Consider the following 24,205-nt stretch of genomic DNA (forward strand, 5'->3'; position numbering starts at 1 on the left):
TGGCTACAGAGATTCTGTATATAAAAAATAAGCCTTGTCTCTCGACAAGGCTTATTCACAACACAAACACAAAATAAAACACGACAAAACTACTATGCAATCTTACCTGTCTATGCCGGGGAGGCATACGTACTAGTTACGGATATTCACATATACATAAACAGCTTCAGGCTGATTTGCACATTATAAACAAATGCGGGGAGGCATTTGTTTATTGCCTATTTGTTAAAAAACACAAATTCAAAGTTTGTCATTGAATACCTCTTTCACGAAGCTTCAACTGCCATTTCCATGCAGAAAGTAAAGTATCTTCAATACTTGTTTCTGCCTTCCAACCCAATTCATTGTTTGCCAATTCCGGGTTTGCCCATACTTTCTCAATATCACCGGCACGCCGACCTACTATCTGATAGTTCAGTTTTACACCGGTAGCCTTTTCGAAAGCATTAATCAGTTCCAATACGGAAAGTCCACGACCTGTACCGATATTGAATACTTCCACTTTCTCCTTCTGCTTGTTCTCCAAGATACGACGGATAGCCACTACGTGTGCTTTGGCCAAATCGACTACATTGATGAAGTCGCGGATACAAGAACCGTCGGGAGTATCATAATCGTCACCAAACACGCTCAGTTTCTCACGGATGCCGATAGCGGTCTGGGTAAGATAAGGTATCAAGTTCTGCGGTACACCGTTAGGCAACTCTCCCAGCAATGCTGTGGGGTGTGCACCTATCGGATTGAAGTAACGCAACAAAATGGCGTTTATCGGAGCACCGGAAGCAACCGTATCACGTACAATCTCTTCATTGATTTGCTTCGTGTTTCCATACGGAGACTCAGCTTTCTTAATAGGTGCCTTTTCCGTTACCGGAAGTTCGTCCGGCTGACCGTAAACTGTGCAGGAAGAAGAGAATACGATACCCTCCACTCCATGCTTCGGCATCAATTCCAGCAGGTTTATCAGTGAAACCAGGTTGTTACGATAGTAAAGCAACGGTTTCTGGACAGACTCGCCCACAGCCTTACTGGCCGCAAAGTGAATGATGGCTTTAATGCCTTTATATTTGGTAAACACAGCGTCAAGACCGGCATAATCCAAACAATCCAATTTCTCGAATGCAGGACGGATGCCTGATACCTTCTCTATGTTATCTACAACATCTGCGCTGGAGTTTGACAAATTATCAATAATAACAACTTCATAACCTGCGTTTTGAAGTTCCACCACCGTGTGAGAACCAATATAACCGGTTCCACCCGTAACTAAGATTTTCTCTTTCATATTAAATATAGACAATTTAGCTTTTAGGTTATCAATACGCCACAAATGTAAGGAAATAAATTAATAAAAACAGAAAAAGGGGGATAAATTTTAGCTTATCCCCCTTTCACTTTATTTCCGGTTTTTCTTCTTTAAATCTTCACAACCCCCGAAAAGCCCATGAATGCCATTGCCAGCAGTCCGGCAGTAATCAAAGCTATCGGAGTACCCTGCATACCTTTCGGTACACTAACGAGGCTCATTTGCTCACGCAAACCTGCAAACAGTGTCAGCGCCAAGCCGAAACCAAGTGCTGTAGAGAATGCATAAACCACTCCCGTCAGCAAATCATAATCTTTTTGGATAACAAGGATGGCCACACCGAGAATACAGCAGTTGGTAGTAATCAACGGCAGGAATACGCCCAAGGCTGATACAGAGAAGGAGAAACTTTCTTCAGGATGATCTCTACCATCTGCACCAATGCGGCAATCACCAGGATGAAGGTAATAGTCTGCAAATAGCCCAAATCAAAAGCGTCGAGCACATACTTCTGAATAAGGAATGTCACGATAGTGGCAATAGTGAGCACAAATGCCACCGCAGCCGACATGCCCAATGCAGTCTCCACTTTCTTGGAAACCCCCAAGAACGGGCAGATTCCCAAGAATTGCGACAATACGATGTTGTTTACAAAGATTGCCGAGATAAATATTAATATATATTCCATAATCATTAAATTAAGAATTAAAAACTAAAAATTAAAAGCCCGGCAGCCTACTGCCGATACGTTCTCAATTTTTTCATTTTTAATTTTTCATTATTAATTCTTCTTCATACTGTTGATTAAAGCAATGAGATAGCCCAATGCGATGAATGCACCTGGAGCAAGGACAAATACCAACATGCCGTATTCTTCGGGAAGGATACTCAAGTTGAATATCTTGCCGGTTCCCAAGAACTCACGCACGGCACCCAGCAATGTCAGTGCAATGGTAAAGCCCAAGCCCATTCCCAAACCGTCAAACAAGGAGGCCACCGGATTGTTCTTGGCTGCAAATGCCTCGGCACGTCCCAATACGATGCAGTTTACAACAATCAATGGAATAAACAGACCCAGCGTGGCATACAATGCGGGAACATATGCCTGCATCACCATCTGCAACAGAGTCACAAAGGATGCGATAACCACAATGAATGAAGGGATACGCACCATATCGGGAATCAGATTCTTGATGGCAGAGATTACCACATTGGAACATATCAGTACGAACATCGTAGCCAGTCCCATGCCCATACCGTTGATGGCAGAGGAAGTGGTACCCAATGTAGGACACATACCAAGCAGGAGTACAAACGTAGGATTCTCTTTGATAATCCCGTTCATCATAACCTTAAAATTATTCATATCTTCTACTCCTTTCTTTTATTCGGCACTGATACTGTCTGCGGCAGCAGTGCCGGCAGCATCAGCAGCTTGTTCAACATTCTTTTGAGTGGCACCCGTAGTACCGTCTGCCGTGTTCTGACCGGCATAAGCGGCGTATGCAGCATTCACCGCACTCAAGAAAGCGCGTGAAGTAATGGTAGAGGCAGTAATGGCATCCACCTTGCCACCGTCCTTGCTCACTACCAGAGGGGCTTCACCCGGATTCATGCCCGTAATGTCCCCCTTGTTTCCCTTCTTAAACCAGTCGGCAGCCTTGGAGCCCAGTCCCGGAGTCTCCACATGCGACAACAAGGAGTAGTTGATGATTTTGCCTTCGGCATCAAAGCCCACCAGCACCTTCAGTTCACCACCAAAGCCCATAGCAACTGCTTCCACAGCCGCTCCGACATACTCTCCACCTTTGGTGGCAGGATATACGGAATACTGTACTCCGTTTACTTCCTGCATCTTCTTCTCGGCAATGGGGTCATTGTCGAAGCCCGGAACTACCAAGTTTACAGCATCGCTCAAGGTCTTTGCATTGGCCTGCGCAATGGGTTCTTTCGTCAATTCGTTTACATAAGCCAGCAGCGCTACGGAAATTGCGGTAACACCCGTAAGTACCAGCAACATATTCTTCAAGGATGATTCTAACTTTTTCATTTCTTCTTCGCTACCTCCCCAAAGCGTTTAGGTTTAACATAGGTGTTGATGAGCGGAGTGAACGCATTCATAATCAGAATGGCAAACGACATACCCTCCGGATATGCACCAAACAGACGGATGATGACAGTCAGCAGGCCGATACAAACACCATAAATCAGCATACCTTTGTGGCTCATCGGAGAAGTCACGTAGTCCGTAGCCATAAAGACAGCACCCAGCATCAGACCACCGGACAACAACTGTACGACCGGAGATACATAAAGTTCCGGATTGACCAGATACATGATACCGGAGAACACGAATACCGTCACCAGAATAGATACCGGAATGTGCCAGGTGATGATTTTCTTCCACAGCATGTAGAACAAGCCAAGCAGCAGCGCCAAGGCACTCACCTCACCGAGACAACCTCCATTGTTACCCAACAGCAAGTCGAAAGCTCCCGGAAGGTCGCTCAATGACATGCCCGGAGCACCATTGATGACACCTTTCATAATAGCCAGCGGTGTAGCAGCTGTCGTGGCATCCGTATAGGCCGTCAACTGGCCTACAACCGGCCATGTCGTCATCTGTACGGGGAAGGAAAGCAGCAGGAACACGCGTCCTGCCAGTGCAGGGTTAAAGGGATTGCAGCCCAAACCTCCGAAAGACATCTTGCCTACCCCGATGGCAAACAAGGCGCCGAGGATGATTATCCAAACGGGCAGGTTGGAAGGCAGGTTAAAGGCCAGCAACACACCGGTAATGATAGCAGAGCCGTCGGTGATGGTTGTGGTCTCTTTTTTCATGAGGAATTTGCCGATGGCCCATTCAAAGAACAAGCAGGCTGCTACGGAAGTGGCCGTAACAATCAGCGCACCCAGTCCGAAAAAGTAAAGCGAAACAAGGAATGCCGGAATCAATGCGATAAGCACACCGTACATATTCTTCTTCACGCTGTCACCGCCGTGAACGTGGGGCGAAAGGGATACGATTAATTTATTCATACTTCGTTATTTTTTAGCTTGACGTGCACGGATCATCGCTCCTACCTTACCCTTACCCAAGCGGATATAATCCAGCATCGGACGATTGGAAGGACAAGTGAACTGGCATGAACCGCATTCTATACACGACATAATGTCTTCTTTCTCTACTCTTTCAAAATCTCCGTGGGCCGAAACGGTAGCCAGCAGATACGGCTCCAACCCCATCGGGCAGGCTCCCACGCACTTGGCACAACGGATACAAGGCTGTACCTCGCCGCGCTTGGCTTCCTTCTCGTTCATAATCAGAATACCGGAGCTGCCTTTAGCAGTCGGTACATCCGTATTCACCAAAGCTTTACCCATCATCGGGCCACCGCCGATAATCTTACCCGTATCTTCGGGCAGGCCGCCGCAAGCTTCAATCAGCTGCTTCATCGGCGTACCGATACGTGCCAGGAAATTGGACGGCTTTGCCAGCGACTTGCCGGTCACGGTAATGACACGCTCAAACAGAGGTTTGTTCTTCTGTACGGCCTGGTAAACGGCAAATGCGGTACCCACATTCTGCACCACAGCTCCCGTGGAGATAGGCAGCGCACCGGCTGCAACCTGGCGACTGATGACTGCATCAATCAACTGCTTTTCACCACCCTGCGGATATTGTACCTTCAAGGGTACCACCTCGATACCTGCATAGCTGGAAGCGACTTTCGTCATCAGCTGGATGGCATCGGGCTTATTGTTCTCAATGCCGATGAATGCCTTGTTCACCTTCACCGCCTTCATCAGAATGGATACACCTACCATAATTTCTTCCGCATGTTCCAGCATCAGCTGATGGTCGGCAGTCAGATACGGCTCGCACTCTACGGCGTTGATGATGACACACTCTGCCTTGAATGCAGGAGGAGGGCACAACTTGACCTGCGTAGGAAAGCATGCACCGCCCAGACCTACGATACCGGCATCGGCGATTTTCTTCACGATTTCCTCGGAGGTCAGACTGCATTCCTTCACCAACGTTTCGGAACGGTCAATGGATTCTTCCCATTCATCCCCTTCTACGTCAATGAATATAGCAGGTTTGGCGTAACCGCTGGCATCGACAATCGTGTCAATCTTAGCGACTTTCCCGCTGACAGACGAATGAATGGCTGCTGATACAAAACCGCCGGGCTCGGCAATCTTTGTACCCACTTTCACAACATCACCTTTGGCAACGATAGGCTTGGCAGGAGCACCGATGTGCTGTCCCAGCAAGATAGCTGCCTTGGCCGGAATCTCCGCCTTGATGATAGGCTGATGTGCTGAAAGTTTATTTTCGTGTGGATGGACTCCACCAATTGAAAATGTCTTCAACATACAATTCTGTATTTTTAGTCGTTTATTTACTTTATTAATTCATACCTCAACTTGGGAAGTCTAAACCTCTGCTTTAGGAGTCTCAACCTCAGCTTTAGGAGCTGCAACCTTTACTTGGGGAGCTGCATCGTCAGCTTTCGGTTTGCGCGGCGGGAAGTTGAGGGCAATGATTGTGTTTTGCGGACAAGCCTCCTCGCACTTGCGGCAGGATTTACACTTATTGGGGTCAATGTAAGCCAGATTGTTTTCCAGCGTGATAGCCTCGAACGGACAAACCTTCACACACTTGCCGCAACCGATACATGCCACGGTACAAGCCTTACGTGCTACGGCCCCCTTGTCCTTGTTTACACACTGTACGTAAATACGACGTGATTTCTTGCCTTGAGGACGGATTTCAATAATAGATTTCGGACAAGCCTTGGCACAAGCTCCACAAGCTGTACACTTTTCCTCATCCACTTCGGGAAGTCCGGTCTCCGGATTCATGTGGATAGCATCGAACTGGCAGGCAGCCACACAGTCGCCGCATCCCAGACAGCCATAACTACAACCCGTTTCACCACCATAGAGAGAAGCCGCAATGGCACAACTCTTGGCGCCATCGTATTGGTTCACACGAGGACGGTTGGCACAAGTTCCATTACATCTCACCACCGCAACCATAGGTTCGGCAGCAGCGGCATCCAAGCCCAGAATCTCGGCAATCTTTGTCATGACGGGCTGTCCACCCACCGGACAAAGTTTACCATCCAGCGAACCTGCCTTTACGCAAGCATCTGCAAATCCGCTACAACCGGGGTAACCACATCCACCGCAATTTGCCTGGGGAAGCACCTCTGCTACCTGGGCAATCCGCGGATCTTCATACACGGCGAATTTCTTGGAAGCCACGTAAAGAATAGCGGCCGATACCAGCGCTATAACTCCCAATGAAATCACTGCAATCAGAATTACATTCATAAATTAGTTGTTTATTAATTATTTGTTTTATTATTAGTTAGTTCATCGGTCGTACGGAGAATGAGAACTTCTTACCCATCCGCGACTTGTTCAGCCACAATATATAATAATAAGGTATAAGAAGTGCCAGCGAACAAAGTGCAGAACGCAGCTCGTCATTCCAGATAGCCATAAAGACAAACAGTGAGATTATCAGAATAAGGAAAGGAAATATAAAGGCAAACAGAACTGCCATCACTCCCATTGAAAGTTCGCCCGTCACCCATACACGGTCGCCGGCTGGTAGGATGCGGCATTGACATCGGCCACATCGACAAGTTTCTCTTTCGTATCCGCAGAGGTACAATGTCCCTTGACACTACACGAAGCGCACGCTGAAGTCTGGATGATTCTCACTTGGAGATGAGAACCGTTTATGTTTTCCACAATACCTTGATGTTTTATAGTATTCGCCATTTTGCAAAGTGTGCATTACAAATCGTGGCAAATTTACGCATTATTTGTGAACTGCAAACCTTTCCTATGCATTTTCTGTGTTCGTAAACGTGCTTTTTCTATGTTTTTATGTTTTTTCACCTGCCACAGACTACAAAAAGACAAAAAACAGACGGTCTGTCAAGGAAAAACAGACCGTCTGACTAACCAAAACAGATAATCTGTTCACTCCGAACAGACCATTTGTTTATTTACCATTTATAATTGATACCGAAACTGAGCAATTCTTTTACCTGGAAATAGCTGTCCCCTTCCGTCGGCTTGGCACTGTCGTCATAGCGGGCGTGCACATAGAGCTTGGTGGAAAGATAGCGGTTCAGTACAAAGTTCACCGTGTTTTCCCATTCGATACGCGTCCACTCATAACTGGTCTGGAAGTCCAGGCGGGAATCCAGCGTGATGGAAGGAATGATGGTCCATGAAAGAGTAGGCTGTATCTGCGAACCGAAATTATGCTTCACACATTTACCCTCATCAAGACCGAAACTCACTTCATTCACCCCCTTATTCCCTACATAGCGCAGCATGTACGTCAGCGGAGCCATGAAAACGGACAAGCTGAATTTCTGCTTCTTCAACTTGTAGTCCATACCGATACTGCTCGACCAATCCGCCGGAGCAAAGAAAGCCGAAACCAGCTCTTCACTGTTGGCCTTATAGCATTGCAGAACTGGGTCTTAAACTCAGTCGTGATGGTATAATACCACTTGGATGCAGCCTGAATACCCAGTTTACTGTACAGCCGGAGTTGGTCGGTACTTACCAGATAGTTATGAAACTCGTCGGAAGGTGCGGAGCTGAAGCCCAGCTTGGCATCGAGCAGATTTTCCCACTGTATCTTTTCACGGTCATTATAGTTGGCGAACAGTTGCAGGTTGGCAAGCACGGCGTTAGTGCTCTCACCTCCCTTGTACCAGTTGTCGGAAATATAGTTCTGGGTAATCTGCAACGAACCGTTTCCACCCGTCACCCACCAATTGGGCTTGTGGATAATCACGTCGGCTTCCTCCTTCACTCCCACCATATTCTCTTGCGCAAACAGTTTCACGACTGACGGCTTGGAAGAGACCTCCTTTTCTATATTATCCTTGAATATCCTCTTTCATCACCTCCTTCTCGGTCATTACAACCAGATTGGGACAATCCACATACGTATTCAGTAGCGTACGGTCCACCAATTTGTTGGCACGGTCCTTCGAGGTGAAACTCAGTGTGTCGAACGGCAACATCTCGCGCGTCAGGGCAGGCACCGTATCGGGCATCTGGAAATGCCAGTCCACCTTGGAAAGGCGTCTCATGGGGGCATAATAATAAGTAAGGGGAAGAAACAACCTATAATAGTTCGGATTGGAAGGTATATAACGTTCCGGAGTCGTGGGGTCATTCAAATAATCCAGCACTCCAAGATACCTTTCATATAATATGGAAACAGTATCCAGCTTGTAACCCATCCCTTCCGGTTTCAATTTCAGAATCATATATTCTTTCATTATATCCGGCAGGGTATCGGCTTTGGCCGTTGTTTTCTCTCCACTACTCTTCGAGGCGGTATCCAGCGTATTCTGTGCCATCACCGACGAAGAAATCATCGTAGCAATTAACCAAAATGCAATGTGTCTATTCTTCATAATGCCCTAAAGTCTATGTTTCGAGCGCAAATTTAGCTTAAAATGTTTAGAAAACATAGAAAAGCTATAAAAAAAAGCGAGAGTGAGTTTCTTCGATGAAATCGTATTTTTTAATAATTGTTTCACCTAAACTTTCTCTACTTCCTCTTTTTTTTATAATTTTGCGCTTTTTAAGTTCTACGTGTACTGACGGGAGCAGTATGCACCCTGAACGACCAGCCGTATAGGCTCTTGGCATTAGATTAAACAATTAATAAAATAATATAGTTGTGGGAGAAACAAAGTATATTTTCGTCACCGGTGGTGTTGCCTCTTCGTTAGGTAAAGGTATCATCTCATCCTCCATCGGTAAATTGCTGCAAGCAAGAGGTTACAAGGTAACCATCCAGAAGTTTGACCCGTACATCAACATCGACCCGGGTACACTGAACCCTTATGAACACGGCGAATGCTACGTAACCGTGGATGGCCACGAAGCCGACCTCGACTTGGGCCATTACGAACGCTTCCTGGGCATCCAGACCACCAAGGCCAACAATATCACGACCGGACGCATCTACAAAAGCGTCATCGACAAAGAGCGCCGGGGTGACTATCTGGGAAAGACCATCCAAGTTATCCCCCATATTACAGACGAAATCAAGCGTAATGTAAAACTGCTGGGAAACAAATACAAATTCGACTTTGTTATTACCGAAATTGGCGGTACAGTGGGTGACATAGAGTCTCTGCCCTATCTGGAAAGCATCCGTCAGCTGAAGTGGGAACTGGGAAAAGACGCCTTGTGCGTACACCTTACTTATGTCCCCTACCTGGCTGCTGCCGGTGAGCTGAAGACCAAGCCCACCCAGCACTCCGTAAAGGAACTGCAAAGTGCCGGTATCCAGCCCGATGTCCTCGTATTGCGTACGGAACACGAGTTGAGCACCAACTTGCGCAAGAAGGTGGCTCTATTCTGCAATGTGGACGAGAATGCCGTGGTGCAGAGTATCGACGCGCCTACCATCTACGAGGTGCCCATCTTGATGCAGGCCCAGGGACTGGACGTTACCATTTTGAAGAAAATGGGACTTCCCGTCGGCGACACTCCGGGACTGGGGCCGTGGCGCGCTTTCCTCGAACGCCGTCACAAAGCCGAAGAGACTGCCCCGCTGCACATCGCATTGGTGGGCAAATATGACTTGCAGGATGCCTACAAGTCCATCCGCGAGGCCCTTTCACAAGCAGGAACCTACAATGACCGCAAGGTGTCGGTAGACTTCGTAAACAGTGAAAAGCTGACGGACGAGAATGTGGCAGAAGCCCTGAAAGGCATGGCAGGCGTACTCATCGGCCCGGGATTCGGCGAACGCGGCATTGCCGGCAAGTTCGTAGCCATCAAATATGCGCGTACACACGACATCCCCACCTTCGGTATCTGTCTGGGTATGCAATGCATCGCCATCGAGTTTGCCCGCAACGTATTGGGCTATGCCGATGCCAACTCACGCGAAATGGATGAAAAGACGCCGCACAATGTCATCGACATCATGGAAGAGCAGAAATCCATCACCAATATGGGTGGGACCATGCGTCTGGGTGCCTACGAATGTGTTCTGCAGAAAGGCAGCAAGGCATACGAGGCATACGGTACCGAGCATATCCAGGAACGTCATCGTCACCGCTACGAATTCAACAACAGCTTCAAGGATGCCTACGAAGCAGCAGGTATGAAGTGTGTGGGTATAAACCCCGAATCGGACCTGGTGGAAATTGTTGAGATTCCCGCATTGAAATGGTTTGTCGGTACCCAGTTCCATCCCGAATACAGCAGTACGGTATTGCATCCGCACCCGCTGTTCGTAGCATTCGTAAAGGCCGCCATCGAAAATGAAAACGAAAAGAAATAATTTGTAATTAGTAATTTGTAATCAACAAAGAATGGATAAAAATACCATCACAGGTCTTGTTCTGATAGCGATATTGTTAGTAGGTTTCAGCTTTCTGAGCCGTCCCAGCCAGGAGCAGTTGGAAGCACAGCAACGTTACTACGACTCCATAGCCCAGGTGCAACAGCGCGAAGCCGACTTGAAAGCCAAGGCGGAAGCAGCCCTGGCCAACGAAAGCGGAGCGGAAGCAAGCGTTGACTCCACTGCCCTCTTCTTCGACGCCCGTCAAGGAACCAACTCGCAGGTAACCATCCAGAACAACCTGGCAGAAATAACCGTAGATACAAAAGGCGGACGCATAGCTTCGGCCACGCTGAAGGAATACATGGGACAGGACAAGACGACTCCCGTCACACTGTTCAGCGGCAATGACGCTTCCATGAATTTCCTCTTTTACAACAAGAAAGAGACTATCCAGACGGAAGACTATTATTTCACCGCAGTAAACCGTACGGACAGTACCGTTACCATGCGTTTGTCGGCAGACAGCAACAGCTATATCGACTTTACCTATAGCATGCACGATGACACATACCTGATAGACTTTACTATCCAGCAGTCAATATGGAAGGCAAGCTGGCTGCCACCAATAATTATGTGGACATCGAGTGGTCACAACGTGCCCGTCAGATAGAGAAGGGGTACACCTACGAAAACCGTCTGTCCGAGCTGACTTACAAAATCACCGGAGAGGGTACCGATTATTTGTCCGCTAACAAGAACGACGAAAAGGAAGTTCCGGAACGCCTGGACTGGATTGCCTTCAAAAATCAGTTCTTCTCTTCGGTATTCCTGGCAGATGCCAACTTTGAAAAGACAAAGCTGAACTCCAAGATGGAGACTCAAGGCAGCGGCTACATCAAGGACTACTCTGCAGAGATGAGTACGAAGTTCGACCCTACCGGCAAGGAACCTACCCAGTTGTTCTTCTACTTCGGCCCCAACCACTACAAGACTCTGACCGCGCTCGACAAGGGGCGTGACGAGAAGTGGGAGCTTAACCGTCTGGTCTATCTGGGCTGGCCGCTCATCCGCTGGATAAACAAATGGTTTACCATCAACATCTTCGACTGGTTGTCCAGTTGGGGCTTGAGCATGGGTATCGTATTGTTGTTCATGACGCTGATTGTAAAAGCAGTGGTATTCCCGGCTACGTGGAAGACCTATATGTCCTCTGCCAAGATGCGCGTACTGAAACCGAAAATCGACGAGATAAACAAGAAGTACCCCAAGCAGGAAGATGCCATGAAGAAGCAGCAGGAAGTGATGGGCCTCTACAGCCAGTACGGAGTCAGCCCGATGGGCGGATGTCTGCCGATGCTGATACAGTTCCCTATCCTGATGGCGTTATTCATGTTCGTGCCGAGTGCCATCGAACTCCGCCAGCAGAGCTTCTTGTGGGCAGATGACCTTTCCACTTATGATGCGTTCATCAATTTCCCGTTCCATATCCCGTTCCTGGGCAGCCATCTCAGCTTGTTCTGCCTGCTGATGACGGTTACTAACATATTGAACACGAAGTACATGATGCAGCAGCAGGATACGGGTGCCAATCCGCAGATGGCTGCCATGAAGTGGATGTCATACCTGATGCCCATCATGTTCCTCTTCATATTGAACGACTATCCTTCGGGATTGAACTATTACTACTTCATCTCTACGTTAATCAGTGTGGTAACAACGCTCATCATGCGTAAAACGACCAATGAGGAAGCGCTTCTCGCTCAAATGGAAGCCAACAAGAAAGACCCGAAGAAGATGAAGAAAACCGGTTTCGCCGCTCGTCTGGAAGCCATGCAGAAACAGCAGGAACAGATGATGAAAGAAAAACAGAACAAAAAGTAGTAAGACTACCGTTCAAGATATTCTTTTGCAGAAAGCCGGACAATGACATTTGCCCGGCTTTCTTATCCTTATACGAAAAACTCACAGACTCTAAATTATGCAGACTAAATACACTTACAAACAAATCTGGCTCATAGCCTACCCTATCTTAATCAGTCTCATTATGGAGCAGATGATAGGTATGACGGACACCGCCTTCCTAGGACGTGTGGGCGAAGTCGAACTGGGAGCATCTGCCATCGCCGGTGTCTTCTATATGGTCATCTTCATGGTTGCCTTCGGTTTCAGCATCGGGGCACAGATACTCATTGCCCGGCGCAACGGCGAACGGCAGTATAAAGAAATCGGTGACTTGTTCTATCAGGGCATCTACTTCCAGGTAGGGCTGGCAGCTGTCATGTTCCTGCTCTCCTATTGCTTCTCGCCGCTCATTCTGAAACGGGTTGTCGCATCCGAGCATATCTACGAAGCAGCCACCAGTTATCTGCACTGGCGGGTATTCGGAGCTTTCTTTTCTTTCAGCGCCATTATATTCCGCGCCTTTTTCCTGGGAACTACCCAAACCAAAACACTGACGCTGAATTCCATCGTCATGGTGCTGAGCAATGTCGTTTTCAACTACATTCTGATTTTCGGTAAAATCGGTTTCCCGGCGCTCGGCATTGCCGGAGCAGCTATCGGCTCCTCACTCGCCGAGCTGGTCTCACTGGTATTCTTCATCCTCTACACCCGTAGCCGTATCGACTGCCGCAAGTATGGACTGGACCGTATTCCGAAGTTCCGGCTGGACGTATTAAAACGGATGCTGAATGTCTCTTTCTGGACCATGATACAGAACTTCTTCTCCCTATCCACCTGGTTCTTGTTCTTCCTTTATGTGGAACATCTGGGAGAGCGTTCATTGGCTGTCACCAATATTATACGCAACGTATCCGGTATCTTATTTATGGTATTGATGGCATTTGCTTCCACCTGTGGCTCATTGGTAAGTAATCTCATTGGTGCAGGACATGCCGATTGCGTACTCGGTACTATCCGCCAGCACATACGCATTGCTTATATGTTTGTACTTCCACTGGCACTGTTTTTTACCTTTTTCCCCAAGTTGATATTGAGCATTTACACAGATATCCCCGACTTGCAGGACGCATCCGTCCATTCTTTATGGGTGATGTGCTCCACTTATCTGTTCCTGGTACCCGCCAATGTCTACTTCCAGGCGGTCTCCGGAACCGGTAACACGCGTACTGCGTTAGGCTTGGAGATGGGTACCTTGGTTATATATGTAGCTTATATCACCTACATTATCCTTTACCTGCAACTGGATGTAGCCCTCTGCTGGACTTCCGAGATTGTCTATTCCACCTTTATCCTTATTTTCAGCCGGTTTTATATAAAACATGGGAATTGGCAGGGAAGAAAGATTTAGAATCTTTACTGACAGCGGAGATAGGTTGCACCTCAACACGCGGTTCTTTGATTTATATAATTCATAGAAGGAGCTATCAGGTCACCCGAAATCTCCGGTGCATAGCTCATATTGGTTCTACCGGAGTTTTTCATCATATTTCTCAGCACTCAGCACAAATCCTCTGAAAGCCTTTATTCATGGGCATTGAGCGAGTGACGAGAAGCGTGCTGACAGCGTGTTGAGAAATGGTTCTCAACACGCTTTTTTTCTTCCGCAAGACTTTAACTGTTTGATAACAAGGACTTAATCACACTTTCCTCCCCGGTCTCCAATTGTACCGAAATAACATCTATTAACGCCGATTTCGGACTTATTCTTCGCTTTCCGCGTGCAAATACGGCATTGAGGGGGACAAACTCTGTTGTCCATGGTGCCGGAAGTGTAGCTTTCGCTCCCGGGATGCAGGTACTTTTTCCCTCCATGCCCTACGTGCAATACAGAAAAGCTTGGTGCATAATTCCCGAATCCTTATTACAAGACTTCGTCCCACGCATAAACCTCCATGATAAAAAGCACAGGACATATGCGGATTCTGCCTATACTTTCTTCCGGTTTTATCCCTATCCGGGGGACGGTCTTTCATCAGTTTCAACGCATCCTCATTATTGGTTTGGCATTATTTAGCGTTACGCCAATTCTTCCGCATGACTACCGGCGGACAATGATTCTCCCTGAATCGTTTGATGGCCTTAGGATTCCAAGTTGTCGAGCGGGTTGCCGCTTTCCGGTTGATGGCATCGTAAGCGACAAATGTTTCATAGTCGAATGCCCAGGGCGAGCCGTAGGCCAGTTTGTGGATACGATGGCAAACGCTTTTGTCATCTTTCTGCAAATATATGGAAAATATATTAAAAAAGTACTGCAATGCCACGGCTTTTTCATTTAAAGGAGTCAGAGCAGCTAAAGGGAGTATCAGCTTTGACTCCTAACGGAGCGGAGCAGAATGACAACTCCTCCAAATGAAAGAGCCGTAACCTCAACATAAAAAATAAACGAGTTCATTTTTTATGTATTTGGTTTGCACTATCTTTGCCCCCAATAACCGAAACAAAAAGCATATATGAAACAAGTAAATCTACTACTTATGTCAGCAGCTATGACATTGGCCTCCTGCGGAGGGACAAAAGATGCCGGACAGCAACAGGACGCAGCAACGCTCATCCAGCGGTCGGACATCAAGATTGAAGGGAAACGCATGACTCCCGAGGCACTCTGGGCGATGGGACGCATCGGAAGTGTGGCCGTATCGCCCGACGAGAAGCAGATTGCCTACACGGTATCCTATTACAGCGTGCCCCAGAACAAGAGCAACAGCGAGCTGTTCGTGATGAATGCCGACGGCAACGGGAATACACAGATTACCCGCGATGCCTGGCGCGAAGGAGAACCCACGTGGTTCAAGGACGGCAAGAAGATAGCTTTCCTTTGCAACGAGGGCGGAAGCAACCAGGTATGGGAAATGAACCCCGATGGTAGCGGACGCAGGCAACTGACCCGGTATGACGGGGACATCGAAGGATTTTCTTTCTCGCCGGACGGCAAGAAGTTGCTTTTCATCGCCCAAGTCGAGACGGTGAAAAGCACAGCCGACAAGCACCCCGACCTGCCCAAGGCCACCGGCATCATCGTCACCGACCTGATGTACAAGCATTGGGACGAATGGGTGACAACAGCCCCTCACCCCTTTGTGGCCGACTTCGACGGAAACGGCATCAGCAACGTAAAGGATATCCTGGAGGGATTACCCTACGAAAGCCCGATGAAGCCTTTTGGCGGCATTGAGCAACTTGCCTGGAGCCCGGCATCGGACAAGGTGGCTTTCACCTGCCGCATGAAGACGGGACTGGCATACGCCGTTTCCACCGACTCGGATATCTATGAATATGACGTGGAGAAGGGCGGATTCATCAACCTTTGCAAACAAAACGCCAAAGACGCTGACGGGAAAGATGAAATGGCAGGCTACGACACCAATCCCCAATACTCGCCGGACGGTAAGTACATCGCCTGGCAAAGCATGGAACGTGACGGCTACGAAGCCGACCTCAACCGCCTGTGTGTAATGGATCGCTCCACGGGCGAGAAGCGTTTCATCGTCAATGCCGGAAACTTCCCCTCGAACGTGGATGCTTTCCTCTGGAACAAAGATTCCCAGAGCATCTACTTCATCGGTGTATGGCATGGCGAGACACAGATTTACAACATCGGCCTTGCCGGAAACGACAAGCCTGTCCAGCTCACCGACGGCATGTACGACTATGCTTCACTTGCCCTTTGCGGAGACAAGATTATCGCCAAACGCCACTCCATGAGCATGGGCGACGAAATCTATGCCGTGGCCAATGCGCGTAACGGTGACGCTTTTGCAGAAACAGTGCAGCTGACCACAGAGAACAAGCAGATTTACGACCAGCTGGAGATGGGCAAGGTGGAAGCCCGCTGGATGAAGACCACCGACGGCAAGCAGATGCTGACTTGGGTGATTTATCCTCCGCAGTTCGATCCTAACAAGAAGTACCCCACCCTCCTCTTCTGTGAAGGCGGTCCTCAGAGTCCCGTCAGCCAATTCTGGAGCTACCGTTGGAATTTCCAGATTATGGCAGCAAACGATTACATCATCGTAGCTCCCAACCGTCGCGGCCTCCCAGGCTTCGGTGTAGAGTGGAACGAAGCCATCAGCGGTGATTACGGCGGCCAGTGCATGAAGGACTACTTCACTGCCATTGACGAGATGGCAAAAGAACCTTTCGTCGACAAAGACCGCCTGGGTTGCGTAGGTGCCAGCTTCGGAGGCTTCTCCGTATATTGGCTTGCCGGACACCATGACAAACGCTTCAAGGCATTCATCGCACACGACGGTATCTTCAACATGGAAATGCAATATCTGGAAACGGAAGAGAAATGGTTTGCCAACTGGGATATGGGCGGCGCTTATTGGGAAAAGAACAACGCCACGGCACAACGCACTTTTGCCAACTCCCCGCATCTCTTCGTCGACAAATGGGACACTCCTATCCTCTGCATCCATGGGGAGAAGGACTTCCGCATCCTTGCCAACCAGGCAATGGCCGCCTTCGATGCAGCCGTGATGCGTGGTGTTCCTGCCGAACTGCTTATCTATCCGGACGAAAACCACTGGGTGCTGAAACCCCAGAACGGTGTGCTGTGGCAACGTACCTTCTTTGAATGGCTGGACAAATGGCTGAAGCCTGTCACTATAAAGGAGCAGGGTTATCCAATAGCCAGGTAGTTCAGTAGCATGACGCCACAAGACTGCAATGCGTCGTTTGCATCACGATGATAATCAGTGTGTTCCTACTTTATTTTTATTTATCGGTAATAAAGTATCACTTTACTGTCGATAAAGTGCCGCTTTACTACCGATAAAGTACTACTTTACTACCGATAAAGTACTGCTTTACTACCGATAAAGTGATACTTTACTACTATAAAGCACTTAACATTCACGCCCGTTTCCACCAAGGGGAACGGGCGTTTCTCTTAATACCGATAACATCCAAGCTGTATGCTTGGGGCAAAGTCTCTTCTCACTCCTCCAGGCTCCGGGCATACAGATTGTCAATGATACCGTCTGCCAAGCCGATGACCGGTACATGTACATATTCGGCTTTGACAATGCCGGCAATCATAAGGAATATTTCGGCAGCCGGGACAATGACATCTGCACGGTCTTCTTTCAGACCGAATTCCTCCATGCGCTGTTCGGGAGTGAACGGCTTCAGTTCATCGTACAGGGCTTGCAGGGAGTCTACAGGTAAGCGCAGCCGTTTCTTGTCCTTCTTGTCGGCAAGGCGGTAGAGCTTGTTGATATTGCCGCCCGAACCGATGATATTGATGTTCTGAAAATCGGCAGTCAGACGGGACAAGTCATTCTTCATCTGCATCCAGCTTTCTTCCTTCACGGCATCGCTCAATATCCCGATAGTCCGTCACTTCATAAATCTTCATCAACTGGCAGAAAGCCTTCATCAGCCTGCGTAGTTTCACCGCTTTCACATCGATTACAGTTCACGTTCTCCGGCCTTTGCCTACAAAACCGTTTCCGGCAGTTTGAAATACGAATACGGGAAAGTCGGCACGGGATAATGGGACAACGGCGCACTATTCTCTATATGGTACAGAATCCTACGGTCGCAGCTACGCACCCAGTAGCGGAAAGCTACGTCCGGATGATAGTCGGCCGCGAATGCAAGCAAGCGTTCCAGGTCGAATCTGTCGGAAACCACGCCCGCACCGGAACGTGCCGCGTCGTAGGCATTGCAGTCTTGCTCGATGTGGGCAGGCACCATCAGCAGGGGCTTGCCCAGATACATGGCCTCGCAGACCGACTCGAACCCGGCAGTTGTGGCGTATGCCTTGCAACCCGCCATATAGCGCAGAAACTTGACATCGTCTATCTGGTGAAAGCTCAAGGTATCGTCCACCCGGCACACTTCCTCCTCGTCCTGCTTGTCCCAGAAGAAATGAAGGGGCACCTCGGGACGGGCATTGTGCCAGCTGCGGATGTTTTCGCCGAAACCGGAGTTCACCATATATCCGTGAAGATAATCCCCTTCCGTTCCCTCACACGACAGGACATCCCTCCGCAGCAACGGCGGAACCACACGGATATGCTCTTCTTCATCGTCCTCCATCTCACGGAAAGAAAGGGCGAGTTTTTCGCGGGCACCCATACACGTGAGACGCGTGAAGAAACGGAGCATCCACAGGCTGAAGCCATTCTTGTCGGGAAATTCAAAGTCACGATGCAGAAAGAGATATTGATGGCCTATGCTGATTTGGGGCACGGAAGGCCGGAACAAAAGATAAGTCAACCCCGTGAGCAGTTCGTAGAAGTTGATGACCAGTTCGGCACCGCTCTCCTCAATGCGGCGGCGTATATAGCACATGCTTTTGAGGTAAACGGGCAGCCGCGCCACGTTGTAAGCCACGCTGCGCGAAAGGCTCACCCGCTTGTTGGCAGGTGTAGGCAGAAACATTGGGCACATGTTCGTCCACCAACATCTCGTCATAATGGACAATGTCCCAGTTCCCGTTCTCATCCTCCGTCAAAGCGGAAAGTGTCTCCACCCAGTCGCCGGAGTTCAGATAGTGGATGTCACTGTAATACGTATTGGCCGGATGGTGGATGTGGCCGCAAATCACTCCGTCGCACTTGCGCGCCCGGGCAAACTTCACCAGTTCTTCTTCAAAAGAGGATATATACGAAACGGCAGACTTCACTTTTTGTTTGACGGCCTGGGACAAAGAATAGTATGGCAGGCCGTGGCGCTTATGTTATAGAACGTCATCGGGGCAAGGCTGTCCATAAAGTCGTCATGATTGCCACGGACGTAAATAACCTCCGTCCCCTGTTTCTCCATCATCTTCATGATGACCTTGAAGAAGTCGATATGCTTGGCCTGCCATTTGCGGGTTCCGCCTCTTTTCAAAGCCCACCCGTCTATGATGTCACCGTTCAGTATCAACCGGCGGCAGTTGACTGACCTTAGAAAATTGCTGACTTCAACAGTCTTGGAATTCGATGTGCCCAAATGAATGTCAGACAGCATAATCGCAGAATAAAAAGTACGTAAGCGCATAGTATTGCATTTTTGATTGCTACAAATGTCACGCATTCATGTTACGGGAAGATGTAAAGGAGATTACAAAAGAATGAACGAAAGGCCGGGCGTTTTGCAAGGAAACCCCAGGAGTTTTATGCGAAAACGCCTGGGGTTTCAAAGAAGAATCCCCGGAGTTTCAACTGAAAACTCCGGGGATTTATATCAGAATGCTCTGTAGTTATTAATAGGAACGTGCAAAAATCACACGGCAGGCAGAAGGCTTGCCGGTAACCATGCACTTGCCCGGTTCCTTGTCACCCGGAACAAATGACTCGAAAGGAATACAACGGATGGTTGCTTTGGTCTCTTCCTTGATTTTCTCTTCGGTTTCGGTAGTTCCGTCCCAATGAGCCAGGATGAAGCCGCCTTCTTCAATCTTTTCCTTGAATTCCTCGTAGCTGTCCACGCTGGTGATGCGGCTGTTGCGGTAATCGAGCGCCTTCTTATAAACATTTGCCTGAATATCCTCAAGCAAATTCTTCACGTACTCTTCGATGCCCTCGCAGGAACGCGTCTCCTTCTCCAGTGTATCGCGACGCATGATTTCCATTGTATTGTTCTCCAGGTCGCGGCCACCCATCACCAGACGAACGGGAACACCCTTCACCTCATAGTCGGCGAACTTGAAGCCCGGACGTTTGTTGTCGGCATTGTCGTACTTCACGGAAATACCCATTGACTTCAGCTTGGCAACAATGCCTGCCACTTTCTCGTCAATCTTAGCCAGCATCTCTGCATTCTTGTAGATAGGTACGATGACTACTTGTATCGGAGCCAGGTGCGGAGGAAGTACCAGACCGTTGTCATCGGAATGCGTCATGATAAGCGCTCCCATCAGACGGGTGGAAACACCCCAGGAAGTAGCCCAAACATACTCCAGCTTGTTCTCCTTATTGACAAACTGCACATCGAACGCCTTGGCGAAGTTCTGTCCCAAGAAGTGGGAAGTACCGCTCTGCAAAGCCTTTCCGTCCTGCATCATCGCTTCGATGGTATAGGTATCGAGTGCACCGGCAAAACGCTCGTTGGCAGACTTCACGCCTTTCACTACGGGCACTGCCATGTATTTTTCGGCAAACTCGGCATATACATTCAGCATCCTTACCGCTTCTTCTTCGGCTTCCTCACGGGTGGCATGTGCCGTGTGGCCTTCTTGCCAGAGGAATTCGGCAGTACGGAGGAAAAGGCGGGTACGCATTTCCCAACGCATCACGTTTGCCCATTGATTACACAAAATAGGCAGGTCGCGGTAAGAATTAATCCAGTTCTTATACGTGTTCCAGATGATGGTTTCGGACGTAGGACGGATAATCAGTTCTTCTTCCAGTTTAGCTTCGGGGTCTACAATAACTCCGCTACCGTCGGGAGCATTTTTCAGACGATGGTGTGTCACAACTGCACACTCCTTTGCAAAACCTTCCACATGCTCCGCTTCACGGCTGAGGAAAGACTTCGGAATCAGCAACGGAAAATAGGCATTCACGTGTCCCGTTTCCTTGAACATATCGTCCAGCTGACGTTGCATCTTCTCCCAGATAGCGTATCCGTAGGGCTTGATCACCATACAGCCGCGTACTGCCGATTGTTCTGCCAAATCGGCTTTTACCACCAACTCGTTGTACCACTGAGAATAGTTCTCACTACGTTTGGTAAGGTCTTTCAATTCTACTGCCATTCTATTTCGTTTTTTAAAGTTTTCGTTGATTTCTCTAAACAGTCGGCAAAAGTACAAATTTTAAAGGAAATTTATTTGAAAAACAAATAGTATTTTTAGTAGAACAGAAAACACACTAATCTACATATTCTATTTTAATCACAATCTTCCTGCTTTTAACAAGTTCCCCCTTTCCCCGGACAGAAGGCTGGTGAATGTCCGAAGGGAAAAACAAGAAGAAACTGCCGGCATCGGCAGAGTGGTGTTTTATCCGGGAAGAGGTATAAAAAGCAACATCTTTTTTTGAATTATACGCCTGGCGTACGTCGACGTCACTTGCCAGCCCCATCTTTTCATTTCCCCAGAGTACATACTGAAGGTCGACAAAACGGAGGTGGCTTTCAATATTCCCTTTCTCCACCTCTTTGGGAATGTATTCGCTGACCGTAGCCCAGCATTTCCCTTCCCGAATGACATGGTTGCCAATAGACAGCGCTTCCAAATCATGTTCGGCAAGAAAGCGGAATGCAGCATCCCAGACATCCTTATTCTTATGGTATTGGCAGGCAAATTCAACTGCATTGACAGATTTATGGGGAGAGACAGTCCAGCCATTGGACCAAACGGCACTTTTCATCCATTTCTTCGCATTTCCGGTGGTCCACTCCGAATTTGTTTGTGCAGATAAATACATATAGAAAAGAGTTAATAAACAAATGATTGATATACGTTTCATATTTTTTATTTTATCGTGAATTGAAACTGGTCATAAGATTCCGTACGCCATGCCTTGTCCTTGGTTTGAGGAGAAAAGCCGAAAAGCGGAGAATAGGTCCTGACCTGCACCGTGTGTCCGTCGGGCAAGAATTCGAGCAGACGCAGCCAGCCGTCTCCTCCGTTTCCACTCATGCCGCCACCCAACGCCTGGCAGTTGAACATCATCTGGTGCACCTCATGTCCGGCCGCATTCTTGTCGGTACGGAATCCCGTGGTATAGTCCAACCGTTCATTCGGAGTGGCATAGTGTCCGCACAGCACAAGACGGATGTTGGCAGAAGGTTGCACCAGCTTCTGCCAGATGCCTTCGCCCGTATTGGACGGAGTTATCTTATAGCCTTCCTTGGTGATGCGCTTGCTGTCGAAGCCGGTAAGATAGGAATGGGTGATAAGAATCACTGTGTGGTCTTTGAAGCGTGGGGCAGCCACCAGTTCCCTTGCCCATGACAAGACCTCATCACGTGGGGCAAATTCAACGGCAATAATCAAAATCCTCCCCCAATGCTCGTCCGTTATCTCCATTGCGGCATTTTCCAGCGTAGGCAGGCCGTTTCTATTATTGGTTGCAGCCACGATGGTCTTTTTCCATTGGCTGTTGCGCTCTATCGGGAAATATTCCGGGAAACGGGTCATCGAGTTCTCCGAACGGGTGTAGCCGTAATCATGGTTTCCGGTAGAAATGAGATAAGGGACCTTGTTGTCCAACCGCCCGAAAGCCCGCGACACAAATGTCCACTGCTCCCGGCTCGTAAGATTCCCGAAACGCGGGAAGGGAGGTAGAATACATTCATTCTGGTCTACCAAGTCGCCCGTACAAAGCACCGCCTTCACACGGAGGGAGTCTATATGATGAGCGGTCCACGCCGTCATCAGCTCAAAAACCGGCTGGTTATAGTCATACTTCACGTAGTTTTGCGGGTCGCCCAGCAGGACGATGGAAAAAGAATTAGGATTGCACAAATGCTGCTGGTTGGTATTGACTTGTGCCCGGAGCTGGAGGAATGCCAGCAGGCATCCCAAACAAAGAATGATTCTGTTTTTCATGGTTGCGTACTGAATTGATAAATACATGTCTGTTTATAAAGGTCTCCTTCACGTAATACGATGGAGGGGAAATGCGGGTTGTTCGGTGTATCGGGAAAGCACTGGGTTTCAAAGCAGACGGCGCTACGACGCGGATACACAGTGCCATGCATACCCGTGAAGCCCGGCAAATAATTGCCGGTGTACATAATAAGCCCCGGCTCTGTAGTATAGACATCCATTCTGCGCCCACTGGACGGACTGATGCAGGTGGCGGCAAAAGAGAGCTCATGCAGCGCGGGTTTCTTCAGGACAAAACAGTGGTCATAGCCGTGGCCGTTGAGCAGCTGCAAGTCTTTCCGGTTGATGCGTTCGCCTATGGAATGGTAGTCGCGGAAATCAAAAGGCGTATCGCCCACTGCCCTGACTTCGCCGGTATTGTTCGTATTCATGTCGATAGGCAGATAGAAATCCGCGTTTATCCTCACCAGATGGTCTTCAATGGAAGTAGTGGGAGTTCCCATGCCCGCCAGGTTAAAATAGGCATGATTGGTGGGACAGAACAAGGTGTCGCGGTCTGTCTCCGCCTCATAATCTATGCGGAACCCATTGTCGTCCGTCAAGGTATACATCATCCTTACCGTAACATTGCCCGGAAAGCCGGCTTCTCCATCGGCATGGAAATGACGGAGAAGAAGTTGGTTTTCACACGGTTGCTGTGTTTCCCACACCACCGTGTGAAAACCGTTATCACCACTGTGCAGAGTATTAGAAACAGAGTTAAGCTGTAAGTGATAATCTTTTTCTCCTACACGGAAAGCGCCGTGCAATATACGTCCGGCTACGGGGCCTATAGTAGCTCCTATATAATAGTCCTTGCTTTGCCTGCGGGCCTCTTCCAGCGTATCGAAGCCTATGACGACATTTTCAAACTTACCATGACAATCAGGAGCCATGATGGATAAGACAATGGCCCCGTAGTTCGTGACGCACATCTCCATACCGCTGCCATTGCGCAGTATATAAAGGCCCGTATCCTTTCCGTTGATTACGGACCGGAAATTATCGGGATTCAATCCCGTCAGGTTGGTCTTATCTTTCATAC

The 24,205-nt window shown here is 48.6% G+C and carries 15 protein-coding genes and 7 pseudogenes; 4 read left to right on the forward strand and 18 right to left on the reverse strand.

All coding sequences use genetic code 11. The features are described from left to right. Positions 1 to 250 precede the first annotated feature (250 nt). The 9 genes and pseudogenes from galE to JCM16496_RS09350 form a co-directional block, all read right to left on the reverse strand. Complete coding sequence (gene galE, locus JCM16496_RS09310) at positions 251 to 1,285, reverse strand: UDP-glucose 4-epimerase GalE (protein ID WP_025833837.1); 1,035 nt, start codon at positions 1,283 to 1,285, stop codon at positions 251 to 253. 131 nt (positions 1,286 to 1,416) lie between these two features. Next, positions 1,417 to 1,994: pseudogene (gene rsxA / locus JCM16496_RS09315) on the reverse strand (electron transport complex subunit RsxA). Between the two features lie 93 nt (positions 1,995 to 2,087). Beyond that, on the reverse strand, positions 2,088 to 2,672 hold the full coding sequence (rsxE, locus tag JCM16496_RS09320) for an electron transport complex subunit RsxE (RefSeq protein ID WP_025833839.1): 585 nt from the start codon (positions 2,670 to 2,672) through the stop codon (positions 2,088 to 2,090). An 18-nt stretch (positions 2,673 to 2,690) separates the two neighbouring features. Then, complete coding sequence (locus JCM16496_RS09325; RefSeq protein WP_025833842.1) at positions 2,691 to 3,356, reverse strand: RnfABCDGE type electron transport complex subunit G; 666 nt, start codon at positions 3,354 to 3,356, stop codon at positions 2,691 to 2,693. Beyond that, entirely contained in the window at positions 3,353 to 4,345 is a 993-nt protein-coding gene (locus JCM16496_RS09330) for an RnfABCDGE type electron transport complex subunit D (RefSeq protein ID WP_025833844.1), read from the reverse strand. Before JCM16496_RS09330 ends, JCM16496_RS09325 begins: the two co-directional genes overlap by 4 nt. A gap of 6 nt (positions 4,346 to 4,351) precedes the next feature. After that, a complete protein-coding gene (gene rsxC, locus JCM16496_RS09335) occupies positions 4,352 to 5,689 on the reverse strand; it encodes an electron transport complex subunit RsxC (protein ID WP_005829145.1) in 1,338 nt (445 codons plus the stop codon). Positions 5,690 to 5,749: 60 nt separating this feature from the next. Continuing rightward, a complete protein-coding gene (locus JCM16496_RS09340) occupies positions 5,750 to 6,652 on the reverse strand; it encodes a Fe-S cluster domain-containing protein (protein ID WP_005829147.1) in 903 nt (300 codons plus the stop codon). A gap of 37 nt (positions 6,653 to 6,689) precedes the next feature. Further along, a pseudogene (locus JCM16496_RS09345) lies at positions 6,690 to 7,108 on the reverse strand (SoxR reducing system RseC family protein). Positions 7,109 to 7,338: 230 nt separating this feature from the next. Then, a pseudogene (locus JCM16496_RS09350) lies at positions 7,339 to 8,775 on the reverse strand (DUF3078 domain-containing protein). A gap of 269 nt (positions 8,776 to 9,044) precedes the next feature. Between JCM16496_RS09350 and pyrG the strand changes: the two are divergent. From pyrG to JCM16496_RS09365, 3 genes and pseudogenes are all read left to right on the forward strand, one after another. After that, complete coding sequence (pyrG, locus tag JCM16496_RS09355; RefSeq protein ID WP_025833850.1) at positions 9,045 to 10,664, forward strand: CTP synthase; 1,620 nt, start codon at positions 9,045 to 9,047, stop codon at positions 10,662 to 10,664. 31 nt (positions 10,665 to 10,695) lie between these two features. Then, positions 10,696 to 12,548: pseudogene (yidC, locus tag JCM16496_RS09360) on the forward strand (membrane protein insertase YidC). Positions 12,549 to 12,645: 97 nt separating this feature from the next. Further along, positions 12,646 to 13,977 carry an MATE family efflux transporter gene (locus JCM16496_RS09365; protein ID WP_025833852.1) on the forward strand — a complete coding sequence of 444 codons (1,332 nt, stop codon included), beginning with the start codon at positions 12,646 to 12,648 and terminating at the stop codon, positions 13,975 to 13,977. 658 nt (positions 13,978 to 14,635) lie between these two features. Here the strand turns inward: JCM16496_RS09365 and JCM16496_RS09370 are convergent. Next, positions 14,636 to 14,851 (reverse strand): hypothetical protein, encoded by a 216-nt coding sequence (locus JCM16496_RS09370; RefSeq protein WP_128809519.1) that lies wholly within the window; start codon positions 14,849 to 14,851, stop codon positions 14,636 to 14,638. Between the two features lie 228 nt (positions 14,852 to 15,079). Between JCM16496_RS09370 and dpp5 the strand changes: the two genes are divergently transcribed. Next, positions 15,080 to 17,269 (forward strand): dipeptidyl-peptidase Dpp5, encoded by a 2,190-nt coding sequence (gene dpp5 / locus JCM16496_RS09375; RefSeq protein ID WP_209441610.1) that lies wholly within the window; start codon positions 15,080 to 15,082, stop codon positions 17,267 to 17,269. Positions 17,270 to 17,567: 298 nt separating this feature from the next. On the opposite strand, the pseudogene JCM16496_RS09380 reads toward dpp5, so the two are convergent. The 8 genes and pseudogenes from JCM16496_RS09380 to JCM16496_RS09410 form a co-directional block, all read right to left on the reverse strand. Next, positions 17,568 to 17,966, reverse strand: a pseudogene (locus JCM16496_RS09380) (Ppx/GppA phosphatase family protein); the annotation flags it as partial. Beyond that, entirely contained in the window at positions 17,908 to 18,036 is a 129-nt protein-coding gene (locus tag JCM16496_RS25270) for a hypothetical protein (protein WP_262482767.1), read from the reverse strand. The gene JCM16496_RS25270 and the pseudogene JCM16496_RS09380, both read right to left, overlap by 59 nt. 32 nt (positions 18,037 to 18,068) lie before the next feature. Next, a pseudogene (locus JCM16496_RS09385) lies at positions 18,069 to 19,022 on the reverse strand (glycosyltransferase family protein); the annotation flags it as partial. After that, positions 18,904 to 19,622 (reverse strand): annotated as a pseudogene (locus JCM16496_RS09390) (UDP-2,3-diacylglucosamine diphosphatase). The pseudogenes JCM16496_RS09390 and JCM16496_RS09385, both read right to left, overlap by 119 nt. 205 nt (positions 19,623 to 19,827) lie before the next feature. Next, entirely contained in the window at positions 19,828 to 21,321 is a 1,494-nt protein-coding gene (gene proS, locus JCM16496_RS09395) for a proline--tRNA ligase (RefSeq protein WP_025833860.1), read from the reverse strand. 115 nt (positions 21,322 to 21,436) lie between these two features. Beyond that, positions 21,437 to 21,937 (reverse strand): NanQ anomerase/TabA/YiaL family protein, encoded by a 501-nt coding sequence (locus JCM16496_RS09400; RefSeq protein ID WP_244440289.1) that lies wholly within the window; start codon positions 21,935 to 21,937, stop codon positions 21,437 to 21,439. A gap of 104 nt (positions 21,938 to 22,041) precedes the next feature. Further along, positions 22,042 to 23,121 carry a metallophosphoesterase gene (locus JCM16496_RS09405; RefSeq protein ID WP_025833865.1) on the reverse strand — a complete coding sequence of 360 codons (1,080 nt, stop codon included), beginning with the start codon at positions 23,119 to 23,121 and terminating at the stop codon, positions 22,042 to 22,044. After that, positions 23,118 to 24,203 carry an aldose epimerase family protein gene (locus JCM16496_RS09410; RefSeq protein WP_025833867.1) on the reverse strand — a complete coding sequence of 362 codons (1,086 nt, stop codon included), beginning with the start codon at positions 24,201 to 24,203 and terminating at the stop codon, positions 23,118 to 23,120. The genes JCM16496_RS09405 and JCM16496_RS09410 overlap by 4 nt, the downstream gene beginning before the upstream one ends. Positions 24,204 to 24,205: the final 2 nt, after the last annotated feature.

This window comes from Bacteroides rodentium JCM 16496 (genome assembly GCF_000614125.1).
Lineage (GTDB): Bacteria > Bacteroidota > Bacteroidia > Bacteroidales > Bacteroidaceae > Bacteroides > Bacteroides rodentium.

Bases quoted from the DNA above. Each gene is read 5' to 3' on its own strand.
- JCM16496_RS09405 (WP_025833865.1), bottom strand. From the start codon at position 23,121: ATGAAAAACAGAATCATTCTTTGTTTGGGATGCCTGCTGGCATTCCTC.
- galE (WP_025833837.1), bottom strand. From the start codon at position 1,285: ATGAAAGAGAAAATCTTAGTTACGGGTGGAACCGGTTATATTGGTTCT.
- JCM16496_RS09330 (WP_025833844.1), bottom strand. From the start codon at position 4,345: ATGAATAAATTAATCGTATCCCTTTCGCCCCACGTTCACGGCGGTGAC.
- rsxC (WP_005829145.1), bottom strand. From the start codon at position 5,689: ATGTTGAAGACATTTTCAATTGGTGGAGTCCATCCACACGAAAATAAA.
- proS (WP_025833860.1), bottom strand. From the start codon at position 21,321: ATGGCAGTAGAATTGAAAGACCTTACCAAACGTAGTGAGAACTATTCT.
- JCM16496_RS09325 (WP_025833842.1), bottom strand. From the start codon at position 3,356: ATGAAAAAGTTAGAATCATCCTTGAAGAATATGTTGCTGGTACTTACG.
- JCM16496_RS09340 (WP_005829147.1), bottom strand. From the start codon at position 6,652: ATGAATGTAATTCTGATTGCAGTGATTTCATTGGGAGTTATAGCGCTG.
- JCM16496_RS09400 (WP_244440289.1), bottom strand. From the start codon at position 21,937: ATGAAAAGTGCCGTTTGGTCCAATGGCTGGACTGTCTCTCCCCATAAA.
- JCM16496_RS09365 (WP_025833852.1), top strand. From the start codon at position 12,646: ATGCAGACTAAATACACTTACAAACAAATCTGGCTCATAGCCTACCCT.
- dpp5 (WP_209441610.1), top strand. From the start codon at position 15,080: ATGAAACAAGTAAATCTACTACTTATGTCAGCAGCTATGACATTGGCC.
- rsxE (WP_025833839.1), bottom strand. From the start codon at position 2,672: ATGAATAATTTTAAGGTTATGATGAACGGGATTATCAAAGAGAATCCT.
- JCM16496_RS09410 (WP_025833867.1), bottom strand. From the start codon at position 24,203: ATGAAAGATAAGACCAACCTGACGGGATTGAATCCCGATAATTTCCGG.